Origin of the sequence: Nocardia sp. NBC_01329 (genome assembly GCF_035956715.1) — a bacterium.
Lineage (GTDB): Bacteria > Actinomycetota > Actinomycetes > Mycobacteriales > Mycobacteriaceae > Nocardia.
The window spans coordinates 3690001-3711571 of sequence record NZ_CP108381.1 but is presented as its reverse complement, the minus strand read 5'-3'; the positions used below and the strand labels follow the sequence as shown (position 1 = coordinate 3711571).

Sequence of the window (21571 nt, the reverse complement as noted above, 5' to 3'; positions counted from 1 at the left end):
CACATGGCTGATCTCACGGATATGCCCGACCGGAACGGACCCCTGCGCGTGGCCGTCGCCGGTGCCAGTGGTTACGCGGGCGGAGAAGTGCTGCGTCTTTTGCTGGGCCATCCGGAGTACCGAGCCGGGCGCCTCGAGATCGGGGCGCTGACCGCCGGTAACAACGCGGGCACTGCCCTCGGCGCGCTGCAACCGCAGCTGCTGCCGTTGGCGGACCGGATCCTCGCCCCGACCACCGCCGCCGAGCTGGCCGGGCACGACATCGTCTTCCTCGGCCTGCCGCACGGGCAATCCGCCGCCCTGGCAGCCGAACTGCCGGAGACGACCGTGATCATCGACTGCGGTGCGGATTTCCGGCTCACCGATCCGGCCGCCTGGGACCGCTACTACGGCGGCCCGCACGCGGGCAGCTGGCCCTACGGTCTACCGGAGCTACCCGGGGCGCGGGATGCCTTGCGCGGCGCCACTCGGATCGCGGTCCCGGGCTGCTATCCGACCGTCAGCAGCCTGGCCCTGGCCCCCGCGATCGCCGCGGGCATCGTCGAACCCGCGGTCAACGTTGTCGCGGTCAGCGGTACATCCGGCGCGGGCCGCAAACTCGATGTGAGCCTGCTCGGATCCGAGGTCATGGGGTCCGCGCGGGCCTACGGGGTGGCGGGTGCGCACCGGCATACCCCGGAGATCGCGCAGAACCTGTCGGCAGTGGCCGGTACGCCGGTCCGGGTATCGTTCACCCCCGTGCTGGCGCCCATGCCGCGCGGAATTCTCGCCACCTGCACCGCGCCGGTGCGGGTGGACGCGGCCGCGGCGCGCGCCGTCTACGACAAGGCCTACGCCGACGAACCGTTCGTCCATCTCCTGCCCGAGGGCGTCCTGCCCCAGACCGGTTCGGTACTGGGCGCCAACTCCGTCACCCTGCAGGTCGCCGTCGATACCGACGCGGGTCTGCTGGTCGTGATCGGTGCGATCGACAATCTGACCAAGGGCACGGCCGGGGGTGCGGTCCAGTCCATGAACCTCGCGCTCGGCTTCGACGAGACCGCCGGGCTGTCCACTGTAGGAGTGGCACCGTGACCACCGACAAGAACGGAAACCTCGTGCACAACCAGGGTGTCACCGCACCGCTCGGCTTCCGGGCCGCCGGGATCGCCGCGGGACTCAAGACCAGCGGCGCGCCCGACCTCGCGCTCGTCTTCAACGAAGGGCCGGACTACGCCGCGGCGGGCGTGTTCACCAGCAACAAGGTGAAGGCCGCGCCGGTGTTGTGGTCACAGCAGGTCCTGAAAGCCGGACGGCTGCGTGCGGTGATCCTGAATTCGGGCGGGGCCAACGCCTGCACCGGGCCGCTGGGGTTCCAGGACACCCATCGCACGGCCGAGGAACTGGCCACGGCGCTGAGTAACTGGGGTACCGAAACCGGTGCCGGGGAGATCGCGGTCTGTTCCACCGGGCTGATCGGGGATCGGCTGCCGATGGACAAACTGCTGCCCGCGGTCACCGAGATCGTGCACGAGATGGGCGGGGGGATGTCGGGCGGTACCGAGGCCGCACACGCCATCATGACCACCGATACGGTGCCGAAGCAGGCATCGCTGCACCATCCGGACAAGTGGAATATCGGCGGAATGGCCAAGGGCGCGGGCATGCTGGCCCCTTCGCTGGCGACGATGCTGGTCGTGCTGACCACCGACGCCGTCGCGAGTGCCGAGCAGCTCGATACCGCGCTCCGGCGGGCCACGAAGCTCACCTTCGACCGGCTCGATGTGGACGGCTCGATGTCGACGAACGACACGGTGCTGCTGCTCGCCAACGGCGCCAGTGAGGTCACGCCGAACCAGGCGGAATTGGACGCGGCCGTACTCGCGGTCTGCGACGATCTGGCCGGTCAGCTGATGGCCGATGCCGAGGGAGTCACCAAGCGGGTGCTGGTGACGGTCGAGGGCGCGCACAGTGAGGACGACGCCCTGGTCGCGGCTCGGATCATCGCCCGCGACAGCCTGGTCAAAACCGCCATGTTCGGTTCCGACCCGAACTGGGGCCGGGTCCTGGCCGCGGTCGGCACCGCGCCGATCGAACTGGACCCGGACCTGATCTCGGTATCGTTCAACGGGTTCCCGGTCTGCGTAGACGGCACCGGCGCACCCGGTGCGCGGCAGGTCGATCTGTCCGGTGCGGATATCCATGTGGTGGTCGACCTGCGGCTGGGCGACGGGACGGCCACCGTCCGTACCACCGATCTGTCCTACGGCTATGTCGAAGAGAATTCGGCCTACAGCTCATGACCGAAGCGCTGCACGAACTGTCCGCGCTGGACAAAGCGCATATTCTCGCCGGTGCCCTGCCCTGGCTGCAGAAATTCCGGGACAAGATCGTCGTCGTCAAATACGGCGGCAACGCCATGGTCGACGACGGGCTCAAGCGGGCGTTCGCCGCCGATATGGCTTTCCTGCGCACCGTGGGCGTGCATCCGGTGGTCGTGCACGGGGGTGGTCCGCAGATCTCGGCCATGCTGAAACGTCTCGGTATGTCCGGGGAGTTCCGCGGCGGTTTCCGGGTCACCACACCAGAAGTGATGGATGTGGTGCGGATGGTGCTGTTCGGGCAGGTCGGCAGGGAACTGGTCGGATTGATCAACGCACACGGACCGTTCGCTGTCGGGATCTCCGGTGAGGACGCGCGACTGTTCACCGCCACCCGCCGTACCGTTTTCGTCGACGGTTCGGCCACCGATATCGGGCTGGTCGGCGATGTCACCGACGTCCATCCGGATTCGGTGCTCGACCTCATCCGCGCGGGCCGGATCCCGGTGGTCTCCACCATCGCCCCCGATGCCGACGGTGTGGTGCACAACATCAACGCCGATACCGCGGCCGCCGCACTGGCCGAAGGTATCGGAGCCGAGAAACTGGTAGTGCTGACCGACGTCGAGGGCCTGTACACCGACTGGCCCGACCGGTCGTCGCTGACCAGTGCGATCGACACCGACGCGCTGGCCGAGCTGCTGCCGTCGCTGGATTCGGGAATGGTGCCCAAAATGGAGGCATGTCTGCGTGCCGTCCGGGGCGGAGTATCGGGTGCGCATGTCATCGACGGTCGCGTACCCCATTCGGTACTACTGGAGCTTTTCACCGGGGAGGGTATCGGGACCATGGTCACACTGCCGGCGGACGAGGAAAACGGAGTCAGAGCATGAACACTGCGGAACTGCGGCAACGTTGGTCGAACGTGATGATGCGCAACTACCCCACTCCGGAGGTCGTGCTGACCCGGGGGACCGGCGCGGTGGTGTACGACGCGGACGGCAACCGCTACGTCGATTTCGTGGGCGGTATCGCGGTCAACAGTCTCGGCCACGCGCATCAGGCGATTCTGAGCGCGGTGATGGATCAGCTCGGCACGCTCGGCCATGTGTCGAACCTGTACGGCAGCGAACCGGTGATCGAGCTGGCCGAGCGGCTGCTCGGGCATTTCGGTGACGGTGACGGCCGGGCGTTCTTCTGCAACTCCGGTACCGAGGCCAACGAGGCCGCCTTCAAGATGGCCCGGCTCACCGGCCGGCGCAAGATCATCGCCTGTGACGAGGCATTCCACGGCCGCACCATGGGCGCGCTCGCGCTCACCGGCCAGCCGTCCAAGCGTGCGCCGTTCGAACCGATGCCGCCGGGTGTGGTGCACATCCCCTACGGGGATACTCGGATCCTCGAGCGGGCGGTCGATGCCGATACCGCCGCGGTCTTCCTGGAGCCGATGCTCGGCGAGAGCGGCGTCGTGGTCCCGCCGATGGACTACCTGGTCCGGGCCCGCGAGATCACCGCACGAGCGGGCGCCCTGCTGATTCTGGACGAGGTGCAGACCGGTATCGGCCGCACCGGCAAGATGTTCGCCCACCAATCCTTCGGCATCACCCCCGACGTCATCACGCTCGCCAAGGGGTTGGGCGCCGGCCTGCCGATCGGCGCGGTCCTGGCGACCGGGCCGGCGGCCGAATTGTTCACCCCCGGGTTGCATGGCACCACCTTCGGTGGCAATCCGGTCTGCGCGGCCGCGGCGCTCGCCGTCCTGCGCACACTCGAGGACGACGGCCTGCTCGAGCACGTCGAATCGGTCGGTAAACGGCTCAGCGATGGGATCGCGGTGCTCGAGCATCCGCTGGTCGCGGAGGTGCGCGGGGCCGGACTGCTGATCGGGATCGGCCTCACCGAACCGGTGGCGCCCCGCGTGGAAGCCCGAGCGCGTGCCGCGGGCTATCTGGTGAACCCCGCCAAACCCGATGTGATCCGGTTGGCGCCCCCACTGGTACTCACCGAAACACAGGCCGACAACCTGGTCCTGGATCTTCCGGGGATCCTCGACGACGTGCTGGCCGAAACGAAAGGACTACGCGGATGACCGCCTCCCTACAACGGGCCACCGCTGTCCGCCATTTCCTGCGTGACGACGATCTGACTCCTGCCGAACAGGGCGAGGTGCTGGCCCTGGCGGCCGAGCTGAAGAAGCGGCCGTTCTCGCACCGGCCGCTGGAAGGGCCGCGGGGCGTGGGGGTCATCTTCGACAAGAACTCCACGCGTACCCGTTTCTCTTTCGAACTGGGTATCGCCCAGCTCGGCGGGCACGCCGTGGTGGTGGACGGACAGACGACCCAGCTGGGTCGTGACGAAACCCTCGCCGACACCGGACGGGTCCTGTCGCGTTACGTCGAGGCCGTTGTCTGGCGGACTTTCGGTCAGGAGCGGCTGGAGGAGATGGCATCGACCGCCACGGTTCCGGTGGTGAATGCGCTGTCCGACGAATTCCATCCCTGCCAGGTGCTGGCCGATCTGCTGACCATCACCGAGCGCAAGGGCGGGCTGCGCGGGCTGCGGCTGGCCTATTTCGGTGACGGTGCCAACAATATGGCTCATTCGCTGCTGCTGGGCGGCGCCACCGCCGGACTGCACGTCCGGATCGCCGCCCCCGCCGGATTCCTGCCGTCGCCGGCCGTGGTCGCGGCCGCCGAGGCCCGGGTCGCCGAAACCGGCGGCAGTATCGTCGTCACGGAGGACCCGCTGGTCGCGGCCAAGGGTGCCGATGTACTGGTCACCGACACCTGGACCTCTATGGGGCAGGAGGGCGACGGCCTGGACCGGGTCGGTCCGTTCCGTCCGTACCAGGTGAACAGCGAACTGCTGGCCCGCGCCGGTGCCGACGCGATCGTGCTGCACTGCCTGCCCGCTCACCGCGGTGAGGAGATCACCGACGAGGTCCTCGACGGCCCGCAGAGTGTGGTGTGGGACGAAGCGGAGAACCGGCTGCACGCCCAGAAGGCGCTGCTGGTGTGGCTGCTCGGACACAAGGACACGCGACGACGATGAGCGAGACCCGGATACATTCGGCGGGCCCGGTCACCGCCGCCACCCGTGCCGGTCGGCAGTCGCGGATCATCGCGCTGCTGGCCGCGCATCCGGTGCGCAGCCAGACCGAACTCGCCACCCTGCTCGCCGCGGAGGGGATCGAGACAACCCAGGCGACGCTGTCCCGCGATCTGGACGAGCTCGGAGCGGTGAAACTGCGCGCGGCCGACGGCGGGGCGGGCGTGTACGTGGTGCCGGAGGACGGCAGTCCGGTTCGCGGCGTCACCGGCGGGACCGGCCGGTTGGCCAAACTCCTCGGTGATCTGCTGGTTTCCACCGATTCCAGCGGCAATATCGCGGTCCTGCGCACGCCTCCGGGCGCCGCGCACTTTCTGGCCAGTGCCCTGGACCGGGCATCGCTGCCGTATATCGTCGGCACGATCGCGGGGGACGACACCATCGCGGTGATCGCCCGCGAACCTCTGACCGGCGCCGAGCTGGCGGCAAAGATCGAGAACCTGGCCTGACGCCCAGAAATTGCACGTGCGCTACTTCAGCCCGGGGATCCGGCTATTCCTTCGGCAGGCTCGTATTCCCGGCGGGCCATGCTGGACCGCTCGCCCTCGTATGCGGGCTCAGTGGTTGTTCACCAGCTCCTGTAGGAGGGGCGTGGCCAATTCGATGCTCAGTTTTCCGATAGTCAGGGCAGCATTGCCGAGGTTGACCACGATGAAACCGATCGTCTCGTAATTGTCCTGCGCCCACTGCTGCAATGTCTGCACGGTCTCCCACCTCCTTGTGCGCGCGACGGCTCATTCGTGTGACCAGCGTCTCATGATGGCGGGGGGCGAGAAAGAGCTCGGCATCGATCGAGACCTCGGGTGAGACGGATGTCCGCGCAGGTAGCGGCCACGGTACCCCCGATTGTGAATGAGATTGCATCATCGTGCATAATCATTTGTAGCGGCAGGGTCGGCCGGACCGGCAGCGGGCCAGCATACTGCTGGAGACGGCGGGCCGCCCGCGAACACGGCAGACCTACCAGCACATCCCCACTATCGAACCCACTATCGAAGCCATCCGAGGAGCACCAGAACATGTCCGATCGCGTCGTACTCGCCTACTCCGGTGGGCTGGACACCTCCGTGGCCATCAGCTGGATCGGCAAGGAGACCGGCGCCGAGGTCGTGGCCGTGGCCATCGACCTGGGGCAGGGCGGCGAGGATATGAACGTGGTGCGTCAGCGCGCCCTCGACTGCGGTGCCGTCGAAGCGGTCGTGGTGGACGCCCGTGACGAGTTCGCCGACGAATACTGCCTGCCCACCATCCAGGCCAACGCGCTCTACCAGAGCGAGTACCCGCTGGTCTCGGCTATCAGCCGTCCACTCATCGTCAAACATCTGGTGGAGGCCGCGAAGTTCCACGGCGCCGGTACCGTCGCGCACGGCTGCACCGGCAAGGGCAACGACCAGGTCCGGTTCGAGGTCGGCATCGGCGCGCTTGCTCCCGATCTGAACGTGATCGCCCCGGTCCGCGACTACGCCTGGACCCGGGAGAAGGCCATCGCCTTCGCCGAGGAGAACAAGCTCCCGATCAACGTCACCAAGAAGTCGCCGTTCTCCATCGACCAGAACGTCTGGGGTCGCGCCGTCGAGACCGGCTTCCTCGAGGATCTCTGGAACGCCCCCACCAAAGACGTCTACGACTACACCACCGACCCGACCGTCAACTTCGAGGCGCCGGACGAACTGATCGTCACCTTCGACCGCGGTGTGCCGGTCGCCATCGACGGCCGCCAGGTCAGCGTGCTGGAGGCGATCACCGAACTGAACAGCCGCGCGGGCCGGCAGGGCGTCGGCAGGCTCGATATGGTCGAGGACCGGCTCGTCGGGATCAAGAGCCGGGAGATCTACGAGGCCCCCGGCGCCATCGCACTGATCACCGCACATCGCGCGTTGGAGAGCGTGACCCTGGAGCGGGAACTCGGCCGCTACAAGAGGCAGGTCGAACAGCGCTGGGGCGAGCTGGCCTACGACGGCCTGTGGTTCTCGCCGTTGAAGCGGGCCCTGGACGCCTTCGTCGCGGAGACCCAGCAGCATGTATCCGGCGATATCCGGATGGTGCTGCATGCCGGCAACGTCGTGGTCAACGGCCGCCGCAGCGACCAGTCGCTCTACGACTTCAACCTGGCCACCTACGACGAGGGCGACAGCTTCGACCAGTCGCTGGCCAAGGGCTTCGTACAGATCCACGGCCTGTCCTCCAAAGTCGCCGCGAAGCGGGATCTGAACCAGAAGTAACCCGGAGTCCGGCGATCGCCTGGAACTCCGGCGGCGGAGCGTTCGTCCGGTCGTGATGGGGCGGACGAGTCCGGATCCGGTGGTCCACGCCGTGCGGGGCTGCATCCAGCCGGGCCCGCCCGGTGTCGGGCTACCCCGAGGGTGCCGAGTCGCGGGAGAGCTTGGCAGGGTGGGGTGCGCTCCGGCGCTCACCCGGCGAATACCGTGGGCCGACAAGACGAACAGCCAACCGACATGTGGGAGAGGTAGTGGGCACCAACGAGGGCGCGTTGTGGGGTGGGCGGTTCGCTTCCGGCCCCGCCGAGGCGATGGCGGCGCTGAGCAAATCGACCCAGTTCGACTGGGTGCTGGCGCCCTACGATATCCGCGCCTCCAAAGCGCACGCCCGGGTGCTGAACAAGGCCGGACTGCTGTCGGAGGCCGATCTGGCCGATATGCTCGCCGGCCTGGACCGGCTCGCCGCCGATGTCGAATCCGGCGCGTTCGCCCCCGCGGAGTCGGACGAGGATGTGCACGGCGCGCTCGAACGCGGCCTCATCGACCGGGTCGGCCCGGAAGTCGGTGGCCGGTTGCGCGCCGGACGTTCGCGCAACGACCAGGTCGCCACGCTGTTCCGGATGTGGTTGCGCGATGCCGTGCGGCGGATCGCGGCCGGGCTGGTGGCGGTGGTGGACGCACTCACTGCCCAGGCCGCGGCGCACCCGGACGCGGTGATGCCCGGCAAAACCCATCTGCAGGCCGCTCAGCCGGTTCTGCTGGCCCACCACCTGCTGGCGCATGCGCACCCGCTCTTGCGTGATATCGACCGGTTGCGCGATTTCGACAAACGGGCCGCCGTTTCGCCGTACGGATCCGGGGCCCTCGCCGGTTCCTCGCTCGGTCTGGATCCGGAGGCCATCGCGGCCGAACTGGATTTCACCGCCGCCGCCGCCAATTCCATCGACGCCACGTCCGCCCGTGATTTCGCGGCCGAGGCTGCCTTCGTGCTGGCGATGATCGGCGTGGATCTCAGCCGGATGGCCGAGGAAGTCATTCTCTGGAGCACGCCGGAATTCGGCTATATCACCCTGGCCGACGCGTGGTCCACCGGTTCGTCGATCATGCCGCAGAAGAAGAACCCGGATGTCTCCGAACTCACCCGCGGTAAGGCGGGCCGGCTGATCGGTAACCTCACCGGGCTCCTCGCCACCCTGAAGGCCCAGCCGCTGGCATACAACCGGGACCTGCAGGAGGACAAGGAACCGCTGTTCGACTCGGTCGCCCAGCTGGAACTGCTGCTGCCCGCCATCGCCGGTCTGGTTTCCACGCTCACCTTCCACACCGGCCGGATGGCCGAACTCGCGCCCGCGGGGTTCACCCTGGCGACCGATATCGCCGAATGGATGGTCCGGCACGGGGTGCCGTTCCGGGTCGCGCACGAAGCGGCCGGTGCCTGTGTGCGCACGGCGGAGGCACGGGGCGTCGGGCTGGACGAACTGACCGATGAGGAATTCGCGGCGATCGATCCCGCGCTCACCCCGCGGGTGCGCGAGGTGCTCACGGTCGCCGGTTCGGTCGCATCGCGCAATGCTCGAGGTGGTACGGCGGGGGAGCGGGTGGCCGAACAACTCGGCGGTATCCGCGCCGCGGCCGACGATGTCCGCGCCTGGCTCGACTGAACCCGCGCTCGGCCGGTGTTGCGCGATCCACGGGAGAATCCGGGTTCCGCGACAGGCCTGTTCGGATGCGGTGTATTGCGGCAGTAACCGCGCCCGGCTTCCGAACGGGCGCCCGCCCTGTCGAAATTGTCTTACCTGGATATGCGCATCTAACTATTCGTCGTTGCGACGGACACCGCCGGGACGGACACCGCCGCAACGGGAGTTCGGGATCGGCGTGTGGCTCAGGCGCGAACCGGAGGAGCGGCGACGGCGATCTCCAGCACTCCGGCGAGCCAGGGGCTGAAATCGTCGGGGTCCTCCCGCAGCCGGTCGCGCAATTCGTCCGGGCCGATCCAGCGATAGTCGGCGACCTCGGCCGGATCCGGATCCGGCCGTACCCCGTCGAGCAGTCCCACCAGCACGTGATCCCATTCGTCCTCGACGAATCCGGTGCGGGGATCACCCGCTCGATAGCTGTACACGCCGACCTCGGTCAACGGCACCCGGAGTCCCATCTCCTCGAACAGCCGGACGCCGGCCGCCTCGGCCACGGGCACGTCCGGTGCCGGATGGCCGCAGCAGGTATTGGACCAGCGTGCCGGGAACCGGGTCTTACCGGTCGCCCGCTGCTGCAGCAGTGTCCGGCCCTCGGTGTCGAAGATCAGTACCGAGAAGGCTCGGTGCGGGAGTCCGGGGGCACGGTGGGCTTCGGCCACCGGGCACGAGCCGACCGTATTGCCGGTGGAATCCACGAGCTCGACGAGCAGCGTCTCCCGGTCGACGGCCGCCGCGGGATGGGCTGGTGGGAGGGTCGGATCGGTCACGATCTTCACCCTATCGGCGCGGGTGCGGAGCTCCGCCGAGGCGTCGGGTACATGATGTAGATGTCACAACGGAACCGACGGGTGCCGGGTGCGATATGGCAGGCTTTGGTGCATACCGCAGGGTTTGTGAGGTATGCCACGCCACAGGTAGGGCTGGGAGCGGAACGTGAAGTTGAGTGTGCGAGGTCTGGCGGGGTCGGCACGGCGGGTGATGTCGACGGCGCAGAACGGTCTGGAAGTGATCCGCTTCGGCGGGCTGGGCCGCGATACCGAATCCTCGCCCTTCGAGATCGCCGAGCGGCGCCCCATGTACCGCCTGCGTCACTACTTCCCCGGCGCCCCCACGGGCGGCCCCGTCGCGCTGTTCGTACCGCCGCTCATGGTCAACGCCGATATCTGGGATGTCAACGGTGACGACGGCGCGGTGGGGATCCTGCATCGTGGCGGTGTCGACTGCTGGGTGATCGACTTCGGTTCGCCCTCAGTGGAGGAGGGCGGTTGGAAACGTGACCTCGCCGACCACGTCCTCGCGGTGAACAACGCCATCGATACGGTGTGTGCGGCGACCGGCCGGAATGTGCACCTGATGGGGTACTCGCAGGGTGGGATGTTCGCCTACCAGACCGCGTCGTTCCGGGCCGGTAAGGGCATCGCGAGCATAGTGACCTTCGGCAGTCCGGTCGATATCGTGGCCGGGATGCCGCTGGGGTTGCCGCACGCCGCAGTCTCGGATCTGGTGGATTTCGCCGCCGACCACGTGGTGCCGCGGTTGCCCATCACCGATCGGATGGTGCGGATCGGATTCCAGCTGCTCGACCCGGTGAAAACCACGAAGGCGCGGGTCGATTTCCTGCGCCAGTTGCACGACCGGGAAGCATTGCTGCCGAAGGAACGGCAGCGGCGCTTCCTGGCCAACGAGGGCTGGATCGGCTACGCGGGGCCGGCCGCGGCCGATCTGCTCAAACAATTCGTCGTCCACAACCGGATGATGCTGGGTGGTTTCGTCATCCGGGATCAGCCGATCTCGCTGGCCGATCTGAAGTGCCCGATCCTGGCGTTCGTCGGCGAGGTGGACGAGATCGGGCAGCCTGCGGCTGTGCGCGGGATCGTCCGGGCCGCACCGCGCGCCGAGGTGTACGAATCCAAGCTGGTGTCGGGTCATTTCGGTCTAGTGGCGGGTTCGGTGGCGACCAGGTGCACCTGGCCGCAGGTCCGGGACTGGGTGGGCTGGATCGACGGCAGCAATCCGCTGCCCGAGGAGATCGCGCCGATGTCGGAGCATGTGCCCGAAGGAGTGCCGCGGACAGCGCTGCGGCGCGCGGTACACACCGCGGCGGTCTTGGCCGAGGCGGGCGCCGAGGTGGGCCGAACCCTGGAACATCTGGCCGCGAATACGCTGCGCGGCTCGGTCGGGGTGGTCGAGGGCGCCGCGCGCACCCTGCCGCGCCTGACCCGGCTCGGTACGATCGAACCGGGCACCCGCATCTCCATCGGCCGGTTGATGGCCGAACAGACCCGTCGATCGCCGCGCGGTGAATGCTTCCTCTTCGACGACCGGGTCCACAGCAACGCCGCCGTCGATACCCGGATCGGCAATGTGGTGCGGGGGTTGATATCGGTCGGGATCCGTCCGGCGACCCGGGTCGGCGTGGTGATGGAGACTCGGCCCAGCGCACTGGTGACCCTGGCGGCGCTGTCGCGTATCGGTGCCGTCGCGGTGCTCATGGCACCGGAGAGCGATCTGACCACGGCGCTGGCGCGGACCGGGACAAAGATCCTGGTCTCGGATCCGGAGAATGTCCGTCACGCCGTGGCAACGGGTGCCCGGGTGCTCGTACTGGGCGGCGGCGACGCCCGGGGCCTGCCGGTCCCGGCCGGTACCGATGTCGTCGATCTCGAACAGATCGATCCCGAGCGGGTCCGGGTGCCCAGTTGGTACCGCCCGAACCCCGGCCGCGCGCGTGAGCTGGCCTTTGTTCTGGTCGCCGGGGTCGGCGATCGGCTCGACATCAAATACATCACCAACCACCGGTGGGCGCTGTCGGCGTTCGGTACCGCCTCGGCGGCCGATCTGGACCACAAGGACACGGTCTACTGCCTGGCACCGCTGCACCATTCGTCCGGACTGCTGGTGAGTCTGGGTGGCGCTATCGCCGGCGGGAGCCGGATCGCGCTGGCCCGCTCCCTGGATCCGGCCCAGTTCGCCGAAGAGGTGCACCGCTACGGCGTCACCGTCGTGACCTACACGTGGACGATGCTGCGCGATATTCTCGACGCCGAAGTCTTCCCCGCCGGGCACGCGCATCCGGTGCGCCTGTTCATCGGTTCCGGTATGCCCGCCGGATTGTGGCGGCGCACCATCGAACAGTTCGCTCCGGCCCGGGTCCTAGAGTTCTACGCCTCGATCGAGGGTGATGTGGTGCTGGCGAACGTGCCGGGAGTGAAGTTCGGCTGCAAAGGTCGTCCGGTGCCCGGGACGGCGAGAGTGGAGCTGGTCGCCTACGATCCGGTGTCCGGGCAGGTCCAGATGGACGACAACGGTTACGCCCGGCGCTGTGCCGATAACGAGGTCGGGCTGCTGATCGGCTCGGCCGGGGCGACGGTGGATCTATCGCGGGGCGGGTTGCGCGGTGTGTTCGAGCCGGAGGATTCCTGGCTGCCCACCGAGAATCTTTTCCGGCGTGACGGTGACGGTGACTACTGGCTGGTCGACCGGATCGACACGGTGATCCGGACGCGCCGCGGCCCGGTGTTCACCCAGCCGATCGTCGACGTGCTCAACGATATCGCCGCAGTCGATATGGAGGTCGCCTACGCGCTCCCGGCTCGTGACCGGGTGCTCGCGGTCGCGGCGGTGAGCGTGCGGCCGGGATTCCGGCTCGAACCCGTCGATATCACCGATGCCCTGCACTCCTTGGCTCCGGATCAGCGCCCGGACGTGGTCTATGTCGTCGACGATATTCCACGCAGTCCATGGTTCCGGCCTTCGGCGCATGCCGTCGCCGCGGCGGGCGGCCCACGACCCGGCCCGCTCACCTGGTGGTACGAGCCCGAATCGGGGACCTACGCCGTTCTCACCGATACCGACGCGGCGTGGTTGTGACCGGTCGTCCGGGCCCGGTTCAGCACCGGTAGGCGCTCACGGCGTCGACCACGCGGTCGAGCTGATCGCGGGTGAGCATGGGCCACAGTGGTAACCGGACGATGGTCGCCGCGAACCGGGCGCTGCGGGTGCACGGATTCGGTGTCCGGCCGTATTTCAGCCCGGCGGCGCTGGAATCGAGTGGTACGTAGTGGAACGGTGCCACGATCCCGCGGTCGGCGAGATGCCGGATCAAACCGTCGCGTGCCTCTTCGGTGGGCATCCGCAGATAGAACAGGTGCGCGGTGTGCCGGCGGTCCGGTGGAACCGTCATCGGCGCCACCCCGTGGTCGGCCGCCCACGCGCCGAGCCCGGCCGCGTAGGTGTGCCATACCCGGTGCCGGGCGCACTGAATGGTGTGGAATTCGGCGAGCTGGGCGTCGAGTACGGCGGCATTGAGCTCGCTGGGCAGATAACTGGACCCGATGTCCTGCCAGGAGTATTTGTCTACCTGGCCGCGCAGGAACCGGGCGCGGTCGGTGCCCTTCTCGCGCATGATCTCCGCGCGGCCCATCAGGATGTCGTCGGAGAGCAGCAGGGCCCCGCCCTCTCCGCAGTGCACGTTCTTGGTGTCGTGGAAACTCTGCGTGCCCAGCGTGCCCAGGGTTCCGAGTGCGCGTCCCCGCCACGTCCCGCCCAGACCGTGGGCGTTGTCCTCGATGAGCGCCAGACCGTGCCGGTCGGTGAGTTGCCGCAGGGCGGCCATATCGGCGGCGACTCCGCCGTAGTGCATGACCACGATGGCCTTGGTGTGGTCGGTGACCGCCGCCGCGGCGGCCTGTGGGTCGATATTGCCGGTGGCGCTGTCGATATCGACGAATACACATGTCGCGCCGTGAACCGCGAACGCGGTAGCGGCGGAGGTGAACGCGAAGCTCGGCACGATCACCTCGTCGCCCGGTCCCAGTTCCAGCAGCAGCGCGGCCAGCTCCAGCGCATGGGTGCACGAGGTGGTCAGCAGTGCGTGGCGCGCACCGGTGATCACCCGGAGTTTCGCTGTCGCGGCGGCGGTGAACGGACCGTCACCGTGGCAGTGGTCGGAATCGAGAACGGCGGTCACATTCGCCAGTTCGGCCGCCGACCGGTAGGGCCGGCTGAAGATGATCCGGCCGCTCACCCGGCCGCCGCCTCGGCGGGTCTGCGCACAGCCGGTTCCCGGGCTTCTTCCGGTGGCCGGGGGGTCGGTGACTCCACCGTCAGGTACAGCGGTTTGCCGACCAGGATGTGCAACACCACCCCCAGGTATTCCGCGATGAGACCCAGCGAGAACAGCACCGCGCCCGAACACAGCAGCAGTACCACGATGATCGAAGCCCACCCTTCGGGCTCTCCGTCGTCGCCGGTCAGTGCCGTGTAGACGATCGCGCCGGCCAGGACCGCCCCGGCAAGCGCGAGTGTCACTCCGAGCAGGCTCACCACCCGCAGCCCGCGGGTCCCGGTGCACAGCACCATCTTCCAGAACAGGGAGAAGAGCCGCCGGTAGTTGTAACCGGATTCCTCCCGCCCCTCGGCCCGAAGCAGCACCGGAACCGTGGCGGTCCGGCCTACGACCCACGTCAGCGCGACATCGAGATAGGCGCCGTTACCGGCGACCTCGGCCAGGTGGCGTCCGATATCGCCGCGGATGAGCCGGAAACTCTCGAACCGGGTCGAGGCAGGGAAGGCGAACAGGGTGGCCAGCACCGTTTTCGCGCCGCGCGAGGTGAGGTTGCGCAGGGGGCCGTGCGGGCGGGTGTTGGTGGGTCGGGAGTAGACCAGATCGGCGCGTTCGCGATAGGCGGCGTCGAGGAACGCCGCGATACAACCCGGATCGTGCTGGCCGTCCTCGTCCATGGTGACGATCCAGCGACCGCGGGCTGCGGCCATGCCGGCGATCGTGGCGGCGTCCTGTCCGTAGTTGCGGCTCAGCCAGATCACCCGGACCCGCCCGTATTCGCGGGCCAGCCGTTGCAGCACGATATCGGACCGATCGGGGCCGTGGTCGTGGACCAGCACGATCTCCTCGACGCGGAACCCGATCCCGCCGGGTGTCGTCGCCGCGGTGAGTGTGTGCAATTCGCGCACCAGAGCGGCAACGGTCTGTTCGCCGCGGTACACCGGGACAACCACCGAAATACCGCACACTTCGGGCGAATCGGATTCCAGCTCGATGACCGGGCCTGTCGACTCCGGCCACGGGACGGACGGAGCGTGCGCCGGGTAGAGCGGGCCGACCGGGGCCCGGTCGGTGACCGGAGTGGAGGCGAACCTGGGAGAAAACGGCATTGGCGAGATCGACTTTCGACGGTGGATAACGCGTGCCGGGTCTCGATGACGCTGGTGAGCCCGAGAAATGTGAACTCTAGCAGGCATACCGGGTGCCGCGCGGGCAGATCCGGATGCGCGTCGTTGCGGCCGCGGAACCCGATGCGGGAGGTAGGGTCTGGGACCCGTGGCGGATGGTCGAACCGAGAATCGGCGGGAAGTGTTGCGGTGGGGTCTGGTGTGCGCGGCGGGGGTGCTCGCCGCCTATCTTGCTGTCCTGCTGGCGAACTCCCGGCACTTCTACACCGATGACACCGAAGCCCAGTATGCGCCGCTGTGGGTGATGACGGGCCGTGCCCTGCGGGAGGGGCGGTTCCCGGTCCTGGTGCCGGAGCACTGGCTGGCCGGCAACTATGCGATCGAAGAAGCCGGTCTGCTCAATCCGCCGCAGCTGCTGATCGATCTGCTCGCGGTATCGGTGGACGACCTCGCGCTCTACGCGACCGTCGTGAAACTGCTGGTCGCGATCGTTCTCGGACTCGGCGTCTACCGGGTCTGCCTGGCGTACGGCGGTCGCCCGGCCTGGTCGGCGGTGGCCGGTGTGGCGTTTCCGTGTAGCGGATTTCTGCTGTTCTTCGACGCGGCGAGCTGGATGACCGCGTTCACCGGGACGGCCTGGCTCGTGCATGCCTGGGCGTCGGGTGTGCGCTACGCCCGCGGGCGGGGCGGGCCTGTCCCGGTTTTCGTCTTCCTCTATCTGACGATCTCGGTGCAATACGTTTTTCCCGCCGTCGAAGCGGGAGTCCTGTTCGCCACCGTTCTCGTGGGCGAATTCGTGTTTCGGCGGCAGTGGGCCCCGGTGGTCCGGCTCGCTGTCGTCGCCGGGTGCGCCGCGCTCGCCGGGCTGGCCACCTATCTGCCGAGTCTGCTCACCGCGGATGTCACCTGGCGTGGCGTGTCGGAGATCCGCAACGACCAGTTCCTGGCCGTGCCCTGGTCGGAATCGCTGAACGCGAGTCTGCCCAGCACTCTGCCGGCCTTCACGTCCTGGTGGGGATATGTACAGCCGTTGCCGATGGTCTATATCGCCTGGTTTCTGGTCCCGGCGCTGGCATTCATCGACTGGAAGCGCGCCGCGGGTGCGGCACGGGAGATGAGCGGCCCCGCCCTGTTCGCGGTGCTGACCCTGCTCTGGACTGCCGGACCCGGCACCATGGGTCCGCTACGCTGGCCGGCCCGGGTCCTGCCGATGGTCGCGCTGGCGTTGTTGGTGCTGGTGTGTGTACTGCTCGGCCGATTCGGCACGGTCGCCGGGAGCCGGCGCCGCGGTCTCGCGGCCGGTCTCTTGGTGCTGCTGCTGCTCGCGCGCTCCGCCGCGGCCGCCCCGGAGCCGGTGCTCGCTCATCTCGCGGCGGCCGTAGGGGTCGGAGCGCTGGGCGCGGTGGTCGTGTGGCTGGGCAGGACACGCGGTCGTGCCGCAGCCTGTCTGCTGACGCTCGCCGCGGCCGCTCCGATCGCCTACCTGCAGGTACACGCGGCGCAACCTACACCGATGAGCTGGAATCTGCCGACGAAACGGTCGGAGATGAAAGCCGTCTTCCCCGATTTTCCCGGGACCACGCTACAACTGGGCGACCGGGCACTGATCGCCCCCGCCGAACGCACACTCGCCGGCGCCTACGGTTCACTGGCCTTCGGTAACTACGCCAAGAACCTGGAAGCCGACTATGTGGGTGGCTACACCCCCAACGGCCATTTCTACTTCGGTCATCTGCTGTGCATGCGCTGGGATGCCAGCGTCTGCCCCGATGCCTACCGGCGAGCCTTCACGTCCGAACCCGAGACCGGACGCCCGCTGGTGGATCTGATGCGGATCGACCGCGTGGTACTGCAGAACGCGCTGTTTCCCGCGGCCCGCGAGCAGCCTGCGCCGCCGGGCTGGAAATGGGTCGACTACCCGGGTCACGAGCGGTACATAGCGGTCCTCGAACGTGAGTCCGGCCCGGTATCCGGCCGTACCGGCCGTGTTGCCCACACCGCCGGGGTCACTGTCGCCGCGCCTGCCGAATCCGATACCACCAGCCGGGTCCGGGTCGATTCACCCGGCGGCGGCCGGATCGTTTTCGCCAGGCTGGGCTGGCCGGGGTACCGGGCTCACCTCGACGGCCGGCAGATCCCGATCGACGTGGTCGCGAACAGCTTTGTCGCGGTGGACATCCCGCCCGGCACTCGCGCGGCCGAACTCGAACTCACCTGGCGGCCGCCCGGCTGGAAGATCGGCGCCGCACTCGCGGCAGCCGGCTTGTTCGGCCTCGCGATCCTGGAAGTCGAGCACCGGCGCGGCTGCCGGCGCCGAGCAGCGCCGCCGGTACCTCTACCCGCCGAACCGGTCGCCGGTGAACCCGGTCTGGTGGTCGCGCGCTCGTGACCGATTCCGCCGGACAACCGGCCGCCCCCTGCGCGACCACTTCGGAAGAACCCGCCGATCCCGGCCCGCTGCTGCGGCTGGTCCGCCGGCAGGAGCTCGCTTTCGCCGTCGTGGGCGCTGTCAATACGGCGATGGGGATCGGTCTGACCGTCGGCTGGATGTGGGTCCTCGGGGTGTCGGTACCGCCATCGGTGGCGGTGGCGGCCGCGTACACCACGGGGGTCGGGATCGCCTTCGTCCTGCACCGTCGGCTCGTGTTCCGGGTTCGCGGCCGGGTCCTCCGCGATTTCGTGGGCTTCCTTGCTGTCAACAGCGGCGGACTCGTCGCCAATGCGCTACTGCTCGAACTCGCCGTCACCGTGCTCGGTTTCCCGCGAGCTCCCGCTGCCGTTGTGGTGATGGGCGCGGTCGCGGTCGGTAGCTATTTCGGCCACCGATATATCTCGTTCCGCCGACCGGTAGGTTGAAGCCCATGTCGGAGGAAACCATTCTGGACCCCACCCTGCTGAGTCTGCTGGCGTGCCCGCAGGACAAAGGCCGGCTGCACCTGGTGTGTGCCGCCGACGGTGCGGATCTGCTGTACAACCCGAGGCTTCGGGTGGCCTATCCCATCGACAGCGGTATTCCGGTATTGCTCGCCGATGAGGCGCGCGGTGTCGACGATGCCGAGCACGCTGATTTCGCCCGCCAGTTCGGCGAATGACACCACCGGGTCAGGGCTTCCCGGCGACGGGCGAGTCCTGATCCAGATCCCCGGTGAGATACCGCTGGACCGTCGGCCCGACGGCCGCGACGAGCTGCGGCAGCGGCAGACCGCTCACCGGTTGCAGGTCCAGAATCTTGCGGGAGATCACCAGGCCCGCCATCTGCGAGGCGGCCAGCGCCACCCGGAGCCGGCCGTCGTCGGTATCGGTGGCGATCCGCTGCCGCACCCGCTCCAATATCACCGATAGCAGGAATTCCCTGGCCAGCGACGTGTCTCCGTTCGCGACCATGCTGCGCACCAGCGCCACCGCGCCGGTGCCCGCCGGGGAATCCCACAGGCCGACCACCGCGGCGACGATGGTTTCGCCGAGCCGATCCAGTGGTACCGCGTCGACTCGGCGCAGCACGACCTCCGGATCCACCGGTAACTCCACCACCGCCGCGAACAGTTGCTGTTTGGTGCCGAAGTAGTGGTGCACCAGCGCCGGATCCACCTCGGCGTCGGCCGCGACTGCCCGGATGGAGGTCTTGTCGAATCCCGCCTTCGCGAAGCGTTCCCGAGCTGCGGCGAGAATCGTTTCCCGGGTCCCGGACTGTCCGGGACGCCGCCCCGCCCGTGCGCGTGCGGGGCGCACCCCCGCCGATTCCGCCGCGCTCATGCGGTCCGGCGGCGTAGCGTCGCGGCGGCCAGGCACAGGGCCACCACGGCGAATCCCGCGACGATCGCCAGATCACGCCACATCAGCCCGGTGGGATCGGTATGCACCGAGACCTCGTGAAGCGCGTCGACCGCGTAGCTCAGCGGCATGACATCGCTGATCACCTCCAGCCAGCCGGGCAGCTGGGAGCGGGGCACCAATAAGCCGCACAGGAAGATCTGCGGCGCCACCACCAGCGGCATGAACTGCACCGCCTGGAACTCGGTACGGGCGAACGCACTGCACAGCAGCCCCAGCGCGACCCCCAATATCGCGTCGACCATCGCGATCAGCACCACCCATCCGGGATTTCCGGCCGCCTTCAGGCCCAGCAATCCGAACGACACCGCGCACGCCACCGCTGCCTGGGCGGCGGCCGCGAGCGAGAACGCGCTGCCGTATCCGCCGAGCAGGTCGAGTTTGCTCAGCGGGGTGGTGAGCAGCCGTTCCAGCGTTCCCGATACGCGTTCGCGCTGCATGGCGATCGCGGTGATCAGAAACATCACGATGAACGGCAGGATGCCGAGCATGCTGATCCCGACCCGGTCGAACAGGCTCGCCGACTGCGGGGGAGTGGCAGGTACGTCCTGATAGATGAAGTACAGCAGGGTCATCAGCAGCGCCGGCACCACCAGGATCATCGCGACCGTCCGGCGGTCGTTGCGCAGTTGCCGCAGGATCCGCGTGGTCGTCGCCAGATATGCCATGCCCGGCCGGGGCCCGATCGGGGCGGGCGCGATGGATTCCTTCCGGTGGGTTTCCGGGATCTCGGCCGCTTCCGTGCGCTGGTCGCTCATGCTGTGGCTCCCATCGTGATGAGGGCGAGGAACGCCTGTTCCAGGTTTTGTTCTCCGGTGTGTTCGCGGAGTTCGTCGGGACTCAGCTGGGCCAGCAGATCACCCTCGCGCAGGAGAAGCAGCCGGTCACAGTGTTCGGCCTCGTCCATCACATGGCTCGAGACAAGGAGGGTCGTACCGCCGGCCGCCAATTCGCGGAACTGTCTCCACAATTCCACTCGCAGGACAGGGTCCAATCCGACGGTCGGTTCGTCGAGGACGAGCAATTCCGGGCCGGCCACCAGCGCGCAAGCCAGGGAGGCGCGGGTCCGCTGCCCGCCGGACAACTGGTCACCGCGCTGCGACTGGTGATCCAGGAGACCCACCGTACTCAACGCGGATTCGACCGAGTCCCGGTTTCCGCCGGAGAGTGCCGCGAAGTAGGCGACATTGTCACGGACACTGATATCGGCGTAGATGCTCGGCGCCTGGGTCACGTAGCCGATCCGCCGCCGCAACACCGCGCTTCCCACCGGGAGACCGAGCGCCGTGATCTCTCCGGCAGCCACCAGTTGGGTGCCGACGATGCTGCGCATGAGCGTGGTCTTGCCGCAGCCCGACGGGCCGAGCAGCCCGGAGATCGATCCGCGCGGGATGCTCAGCGAAATATCGTGTAGCACTTCCCGTTTACCGCGGCGCACGGTGAGGTTACGCACCTCGACGGCGGCCTGCGCGCCGGCTTCGGACATGATCCGCCTCAATTCATCCGGTGTTGAATTCATCCTTGGGTGAATTATTCGCCCGGTACGGATCCACCGCAAGCCCCGGTCGGATCGACCTGTCGACCCCGCTTTCGCTGACAGGAGTACCCACACCACGGAGCCGAGTGCGCGATATCGGCTGCGACAATCCAGGTGTGAGTGCTGAGGAACTGGCTGTCGATCCGCTGACCGCCGCCCGGCGTCTGCTCTGTGCGACGTTGTGGTCGGGTCCGGTCGGCGCCCGCATCGTCGAGGTCGAGGCCTATGGTGGCGATCCGTCCGGCCCCTGGCACGATCCGGCCGCGCATTCCGGTCGCGGACGCACCCCGCGCAGCGCGGTGATGTTCGGTCCGCCGGGCAGGCTCTACTGCTATTTCAGCTACGGCATGCACACCTGTGTGAACATCATCAGCGGACCCGACGGTATAGCCGGCGGCGTGCTGCTCCGGGCGGCGGAGATCGTCGCCGGTATCGACACGGCCCGCAGTCGCCGGCCCGGCGCGCGCACCGACTCCGACCTGGCCAAGGGACCCGGAAACCTGGGTAGTGCGCTCGGTATCGGTCTGAGCGACTACGGCACCGATGTCTTCGATCGAGACTCCCCGATTCGGCTGGAACTGGACGGCCCGGTCGATGCGACGCGTATCGCTCTCGGACCACGCGTCGGTGTGAGCGTCGAAGCGGACCGCCCCTGGCGGATATGGCTCGCCGGTTCCCCAGCGG

20 protein-coding genes (1 of these 20 cut by a window edge) are annotated in these 21571 nt (G+C 68.1%); 13 read left to right on the top strand and 7 right to left on the bottom strand.

Going from position 1 to position 21571, the window contains the following annotated elements:
- Nucleotides 1-3: 3 nt before the first annotated feature.
- The 6 genes from argC to OG405_RS16805 are packed head-to-tail and all read left to right on the top strand — an operon-like array spanning nt 4 to nt 5857.
- On the top strand, nt 4-1074 hold the full coding sequence (gene argC / locus OG405_RS16830; RefSeq protein ID WP_327147435.1) for an N-acetyl-gamma-glutamyl-phosphate reductase: 1071 nt from the start codon (nt 4-6) through the stop codon (nt 1072-1074).
- Entirely contained in the window at nt 1071-2282 is a 1212-nt protein-coding gene (gene argJ, locus OG405_RS16825; RefSeq protein WP_327147434.1) for a bifunctional glutamate N-acetyltransferase/amino-acid acetyltransferase ArgJ, read from the top strand. The genes argC and argJ overlap by 4 nt, the downstream gene beginning before the upstream one ends.
- On the top strand, nt 2279-3193 hold the full coding sequence (gene argB / locus OG405_RS16820) for an acetylglutamate kinase (RefSeq protein ID WP_327147433.1): 915 nt from the start codon (nt 2279-2281) through the stop codon (nt 3191-3193). The genes argJ and argB overlap by 4 nt, the downstream gene beginning before the upstream one ends.
- The gene (locus OG405_RS16815; RefSeq protein ID WP_327147432.1) at nt 3190-4389 is read left to right on the top strand and encodes an acetylornithine transaminase; all 1200 of its coding nucleotides are present in this window, start codon (nt 3190-3192) and stop codon (nt 4387-4389) included. The genes argB and OG405_RS16815 overlap by 4 nt, the downstream gene beginning before the upstream one ends.
- Nucleotides 4386-5351 carry an ornithine carbamoyltransferase gene (gene argF / locus OG405_RS16810; protein ID WP_327147431.1) on the top strand — a complete coding sequence of 322 codons (966 nt, stop codon included), beginning with the start codon at nt 4386-4388 and terminating at the stop codon, nt 5349-5351. The genes OG405_RS16815 and argF overlap by 4 nt, the downstream gene beginning before the upstream one ends.
- Complete coding sequence (locus OG405_RS16805) at nt 5348-5857, top strand: arginine repressor (RefSeq protein ID WP_030523671.1); 510 nt, start codon at nt 5348-5350, stop codon at nt 5855-5857. Before argF ends, OG405_RS16805 begins: the two co-directional genes overlap by 4 nt.
- Nucleotides 5858-5965: 108 nt before the next feature.
- Here the strand turns inward: OG405_RS16805 and OG405_RS16800 are convergent, their stop codons facing one another.
- Entirely contained in the window at nt 5966-6112 is a 147-nt protein-coding gene (locus OG405_RS16800; RefSeq protein WP_327147430.1) for a hypothetical protein, read from the bottom strand.
- Nucleotides 6113-6427: 315 nt separating this feature from the next.
- Here OG405_RS16800 and OG405_RS16795 point away from each other — a divergent pair, with 315 nt between their 5' ends.
- Both OG405_RS16795 and argH read left to right on the top strand, forming a co-directional pair.
- A complete protein-coding gene (locus OG405_RS16795; RefSeq protein ID WP_327147429.1) occupies nt 6428-7630 on the top strand; it encodes an argininosuccinate synthase in 1203 nt (400 codons plus the stop codon).
- A 248-nt stretch (nt 7631-7878) separates the two neighbouring features.
- On the top strand, nt 7879-9288 hold the full coding sequence (gene argH, locus OG405_RS16790) for an argininosuccinate lyase (RefSeq protein ID WP_442790571.1): 1410 nt from the start codon (nt 7879-7881) through the stop codon (nt 9286-9288).
- A gap of 224 nt (nt 9289-9512) precedes the next feature.
- Here the strand turns inward: argH and idi are convergent, their stop codons facing one another.
- Nucleotides 9513-10094, bottom strand: a complete 582-nt coding sequence (idi, locus tag OG405_RS16785; protein WP_327147427.1) for an isopentenyl-diphosphate Delta-isomerase — start codon at nt 10092-10094, stop codon at nt 9513-9515.
- A 211-nt stretch (nt 10095-10305) separates the two neighbouring features.
- On the opposite strand from idi, the gene OG405_RS16780 reads away from it, so the two are divergent.
- A complete protein-coding gene (locus OG405_RS16780; RefSeq protein WP_327152365.1) occupies nt 10306-13197 on the top strand; it encodes an AMP-binding protein in 2892 nt (963 codons plus the stop codon).
- Nucleotides 13198-13216: 19 nt separating this feature from the next.
- Here the strand turns inward: OG405_RS16780 and rffA are convergent, their stop codons facing one another.
- Nucleotides 13217-14353, bottom strand: a complete 1137-nt coding sequence (gene rffA / locus OG405_RS16775) for a dTDP-4-amino-4,6-dideoxygalactose transaminase (protein ID WP_327147426.1) — start codon at nt 14351-14353, stop codon at nt 13217-13219.
- Complete coding sequence (locus OG405_RS16770; RefSeq protein WP_327152364.1) at nt 14350-15360, bottom strand: glycosyltransferase; 1011 nt, start codon at nt 15358-15360, stop codon at nt 14350-14352. The genes rffA and OG405_RS16770 overlap by 4 nt, the downstream gene beginning before the upstream one ends.
- A 307-nt stretch (nt 15361-15667) precedes the next feature.
- On the opposite strand from OG405_RS16770, the gene OG405_RS16765 reads away from it, so the two are divergent.
- The 3 genes from OG405_RS16765 to OG405_RS16755 are packed head-to-tail and all read left to right on the top strand — an operon-like array spanning nt 15668 to nt 18611.
- The gene (locus tag OG405_RS16765) at nt 15668-17908 is read left to right on the top strand and encodes a hypothetical protein (protein WP_442790570.1); all 2241 of its coding nucleotides are present in this window, start codon (nt 15668-15670) and stop codon (nt 17906-17908) included.
- Nucleotides 17905-18375 carry a GtrA family protein gene (locus OG405_RS16760; protein WP_327147425.1) on the top strand — a complete coding sequence of 157 codons (471 nt, stop codon included), beginning with the start codon at nt 17905-17907 and terminating at the stop codon, nt 18373-18375. Before OG405_RS16765 ends, OG405_RS16760 begins: the two co-directional genes overlap by 4 nt.
- Before the next feature lie 5 nt (nt 18376-18380).
- Nucleotides 18381-18611: a Trm112 family protein gene (locus OG405_RS16755; protein WP_327147424.1), complete on the top strand. Its 231-nt coding sequence runs from the start codon at nt 18381-18383 to the stop codon at nt 18609-18611.
- 10 nt (nt 18612-18621) lie between these two features.
- Here OG405_RS16755 and OG405_RS16750 read toward each other — a convergent pair whose 3' ends face one another.
- From OG405_RS16750 to OG405_RS16740, 3 genes are all read right to left on the bottom strand, one after another.
- A complete protein-coding gene (locus OG405_RS16750) occupies nt 18622-19272 on the bottom strand; it encodes a TetR/AcrR family transcriptional regulator (RefSeq protein WP_327147423.1) in 651 nt (216 codons plus the stop codon).
- Nucleotides 19269-20018: an ABC transporter permease gene (locus OG405_RS16745; RefSeq protein ID WP_327152362.1), complete on the bottom strand. Its 750-nt coding sequence runs from the start codon at nt 20016-20018 to the stop codon at nt 19269-19271. Before OG405_RS16745 ends, OG405_RS16750 begins: the two co-directional genes overlap by 4 nt.
- A gap of 86 nt (nt 20019-20104) precedes the next feature.
- The gene (locus OG405_RS16740; RefSeq protein ID WP_327147422.1) at nt 20105-20836 is read right to left on the bottom strand and encodes an ABC transporter ATP-binding protein; all 732 of its coding nucleotides are present in this window, start codon (nt 20834-20836) and stop codon (nt 20105-20107) included.
- Between the two features lie 167 nt (nt 20837-21003).
- Here OG405_RS16740 and OG405_RS16735 point away from each other — a divergent pair, with 167 nt between their 5' ends.
- Nucleotides 21004-21571, top strand: partial view of a DNA-3-methyladenine glycosylase gene (locus tag OG405_RS16735; protein ID WP_327147421.1) — the 5' portion only. Its footprint extends 53 nt past the window's final position; only the first 568 of its 621 coding nucleotides appear in the window; it begins with the start codon at nt 21004-21006; its stop codon lies beyond the right edge, outside the window.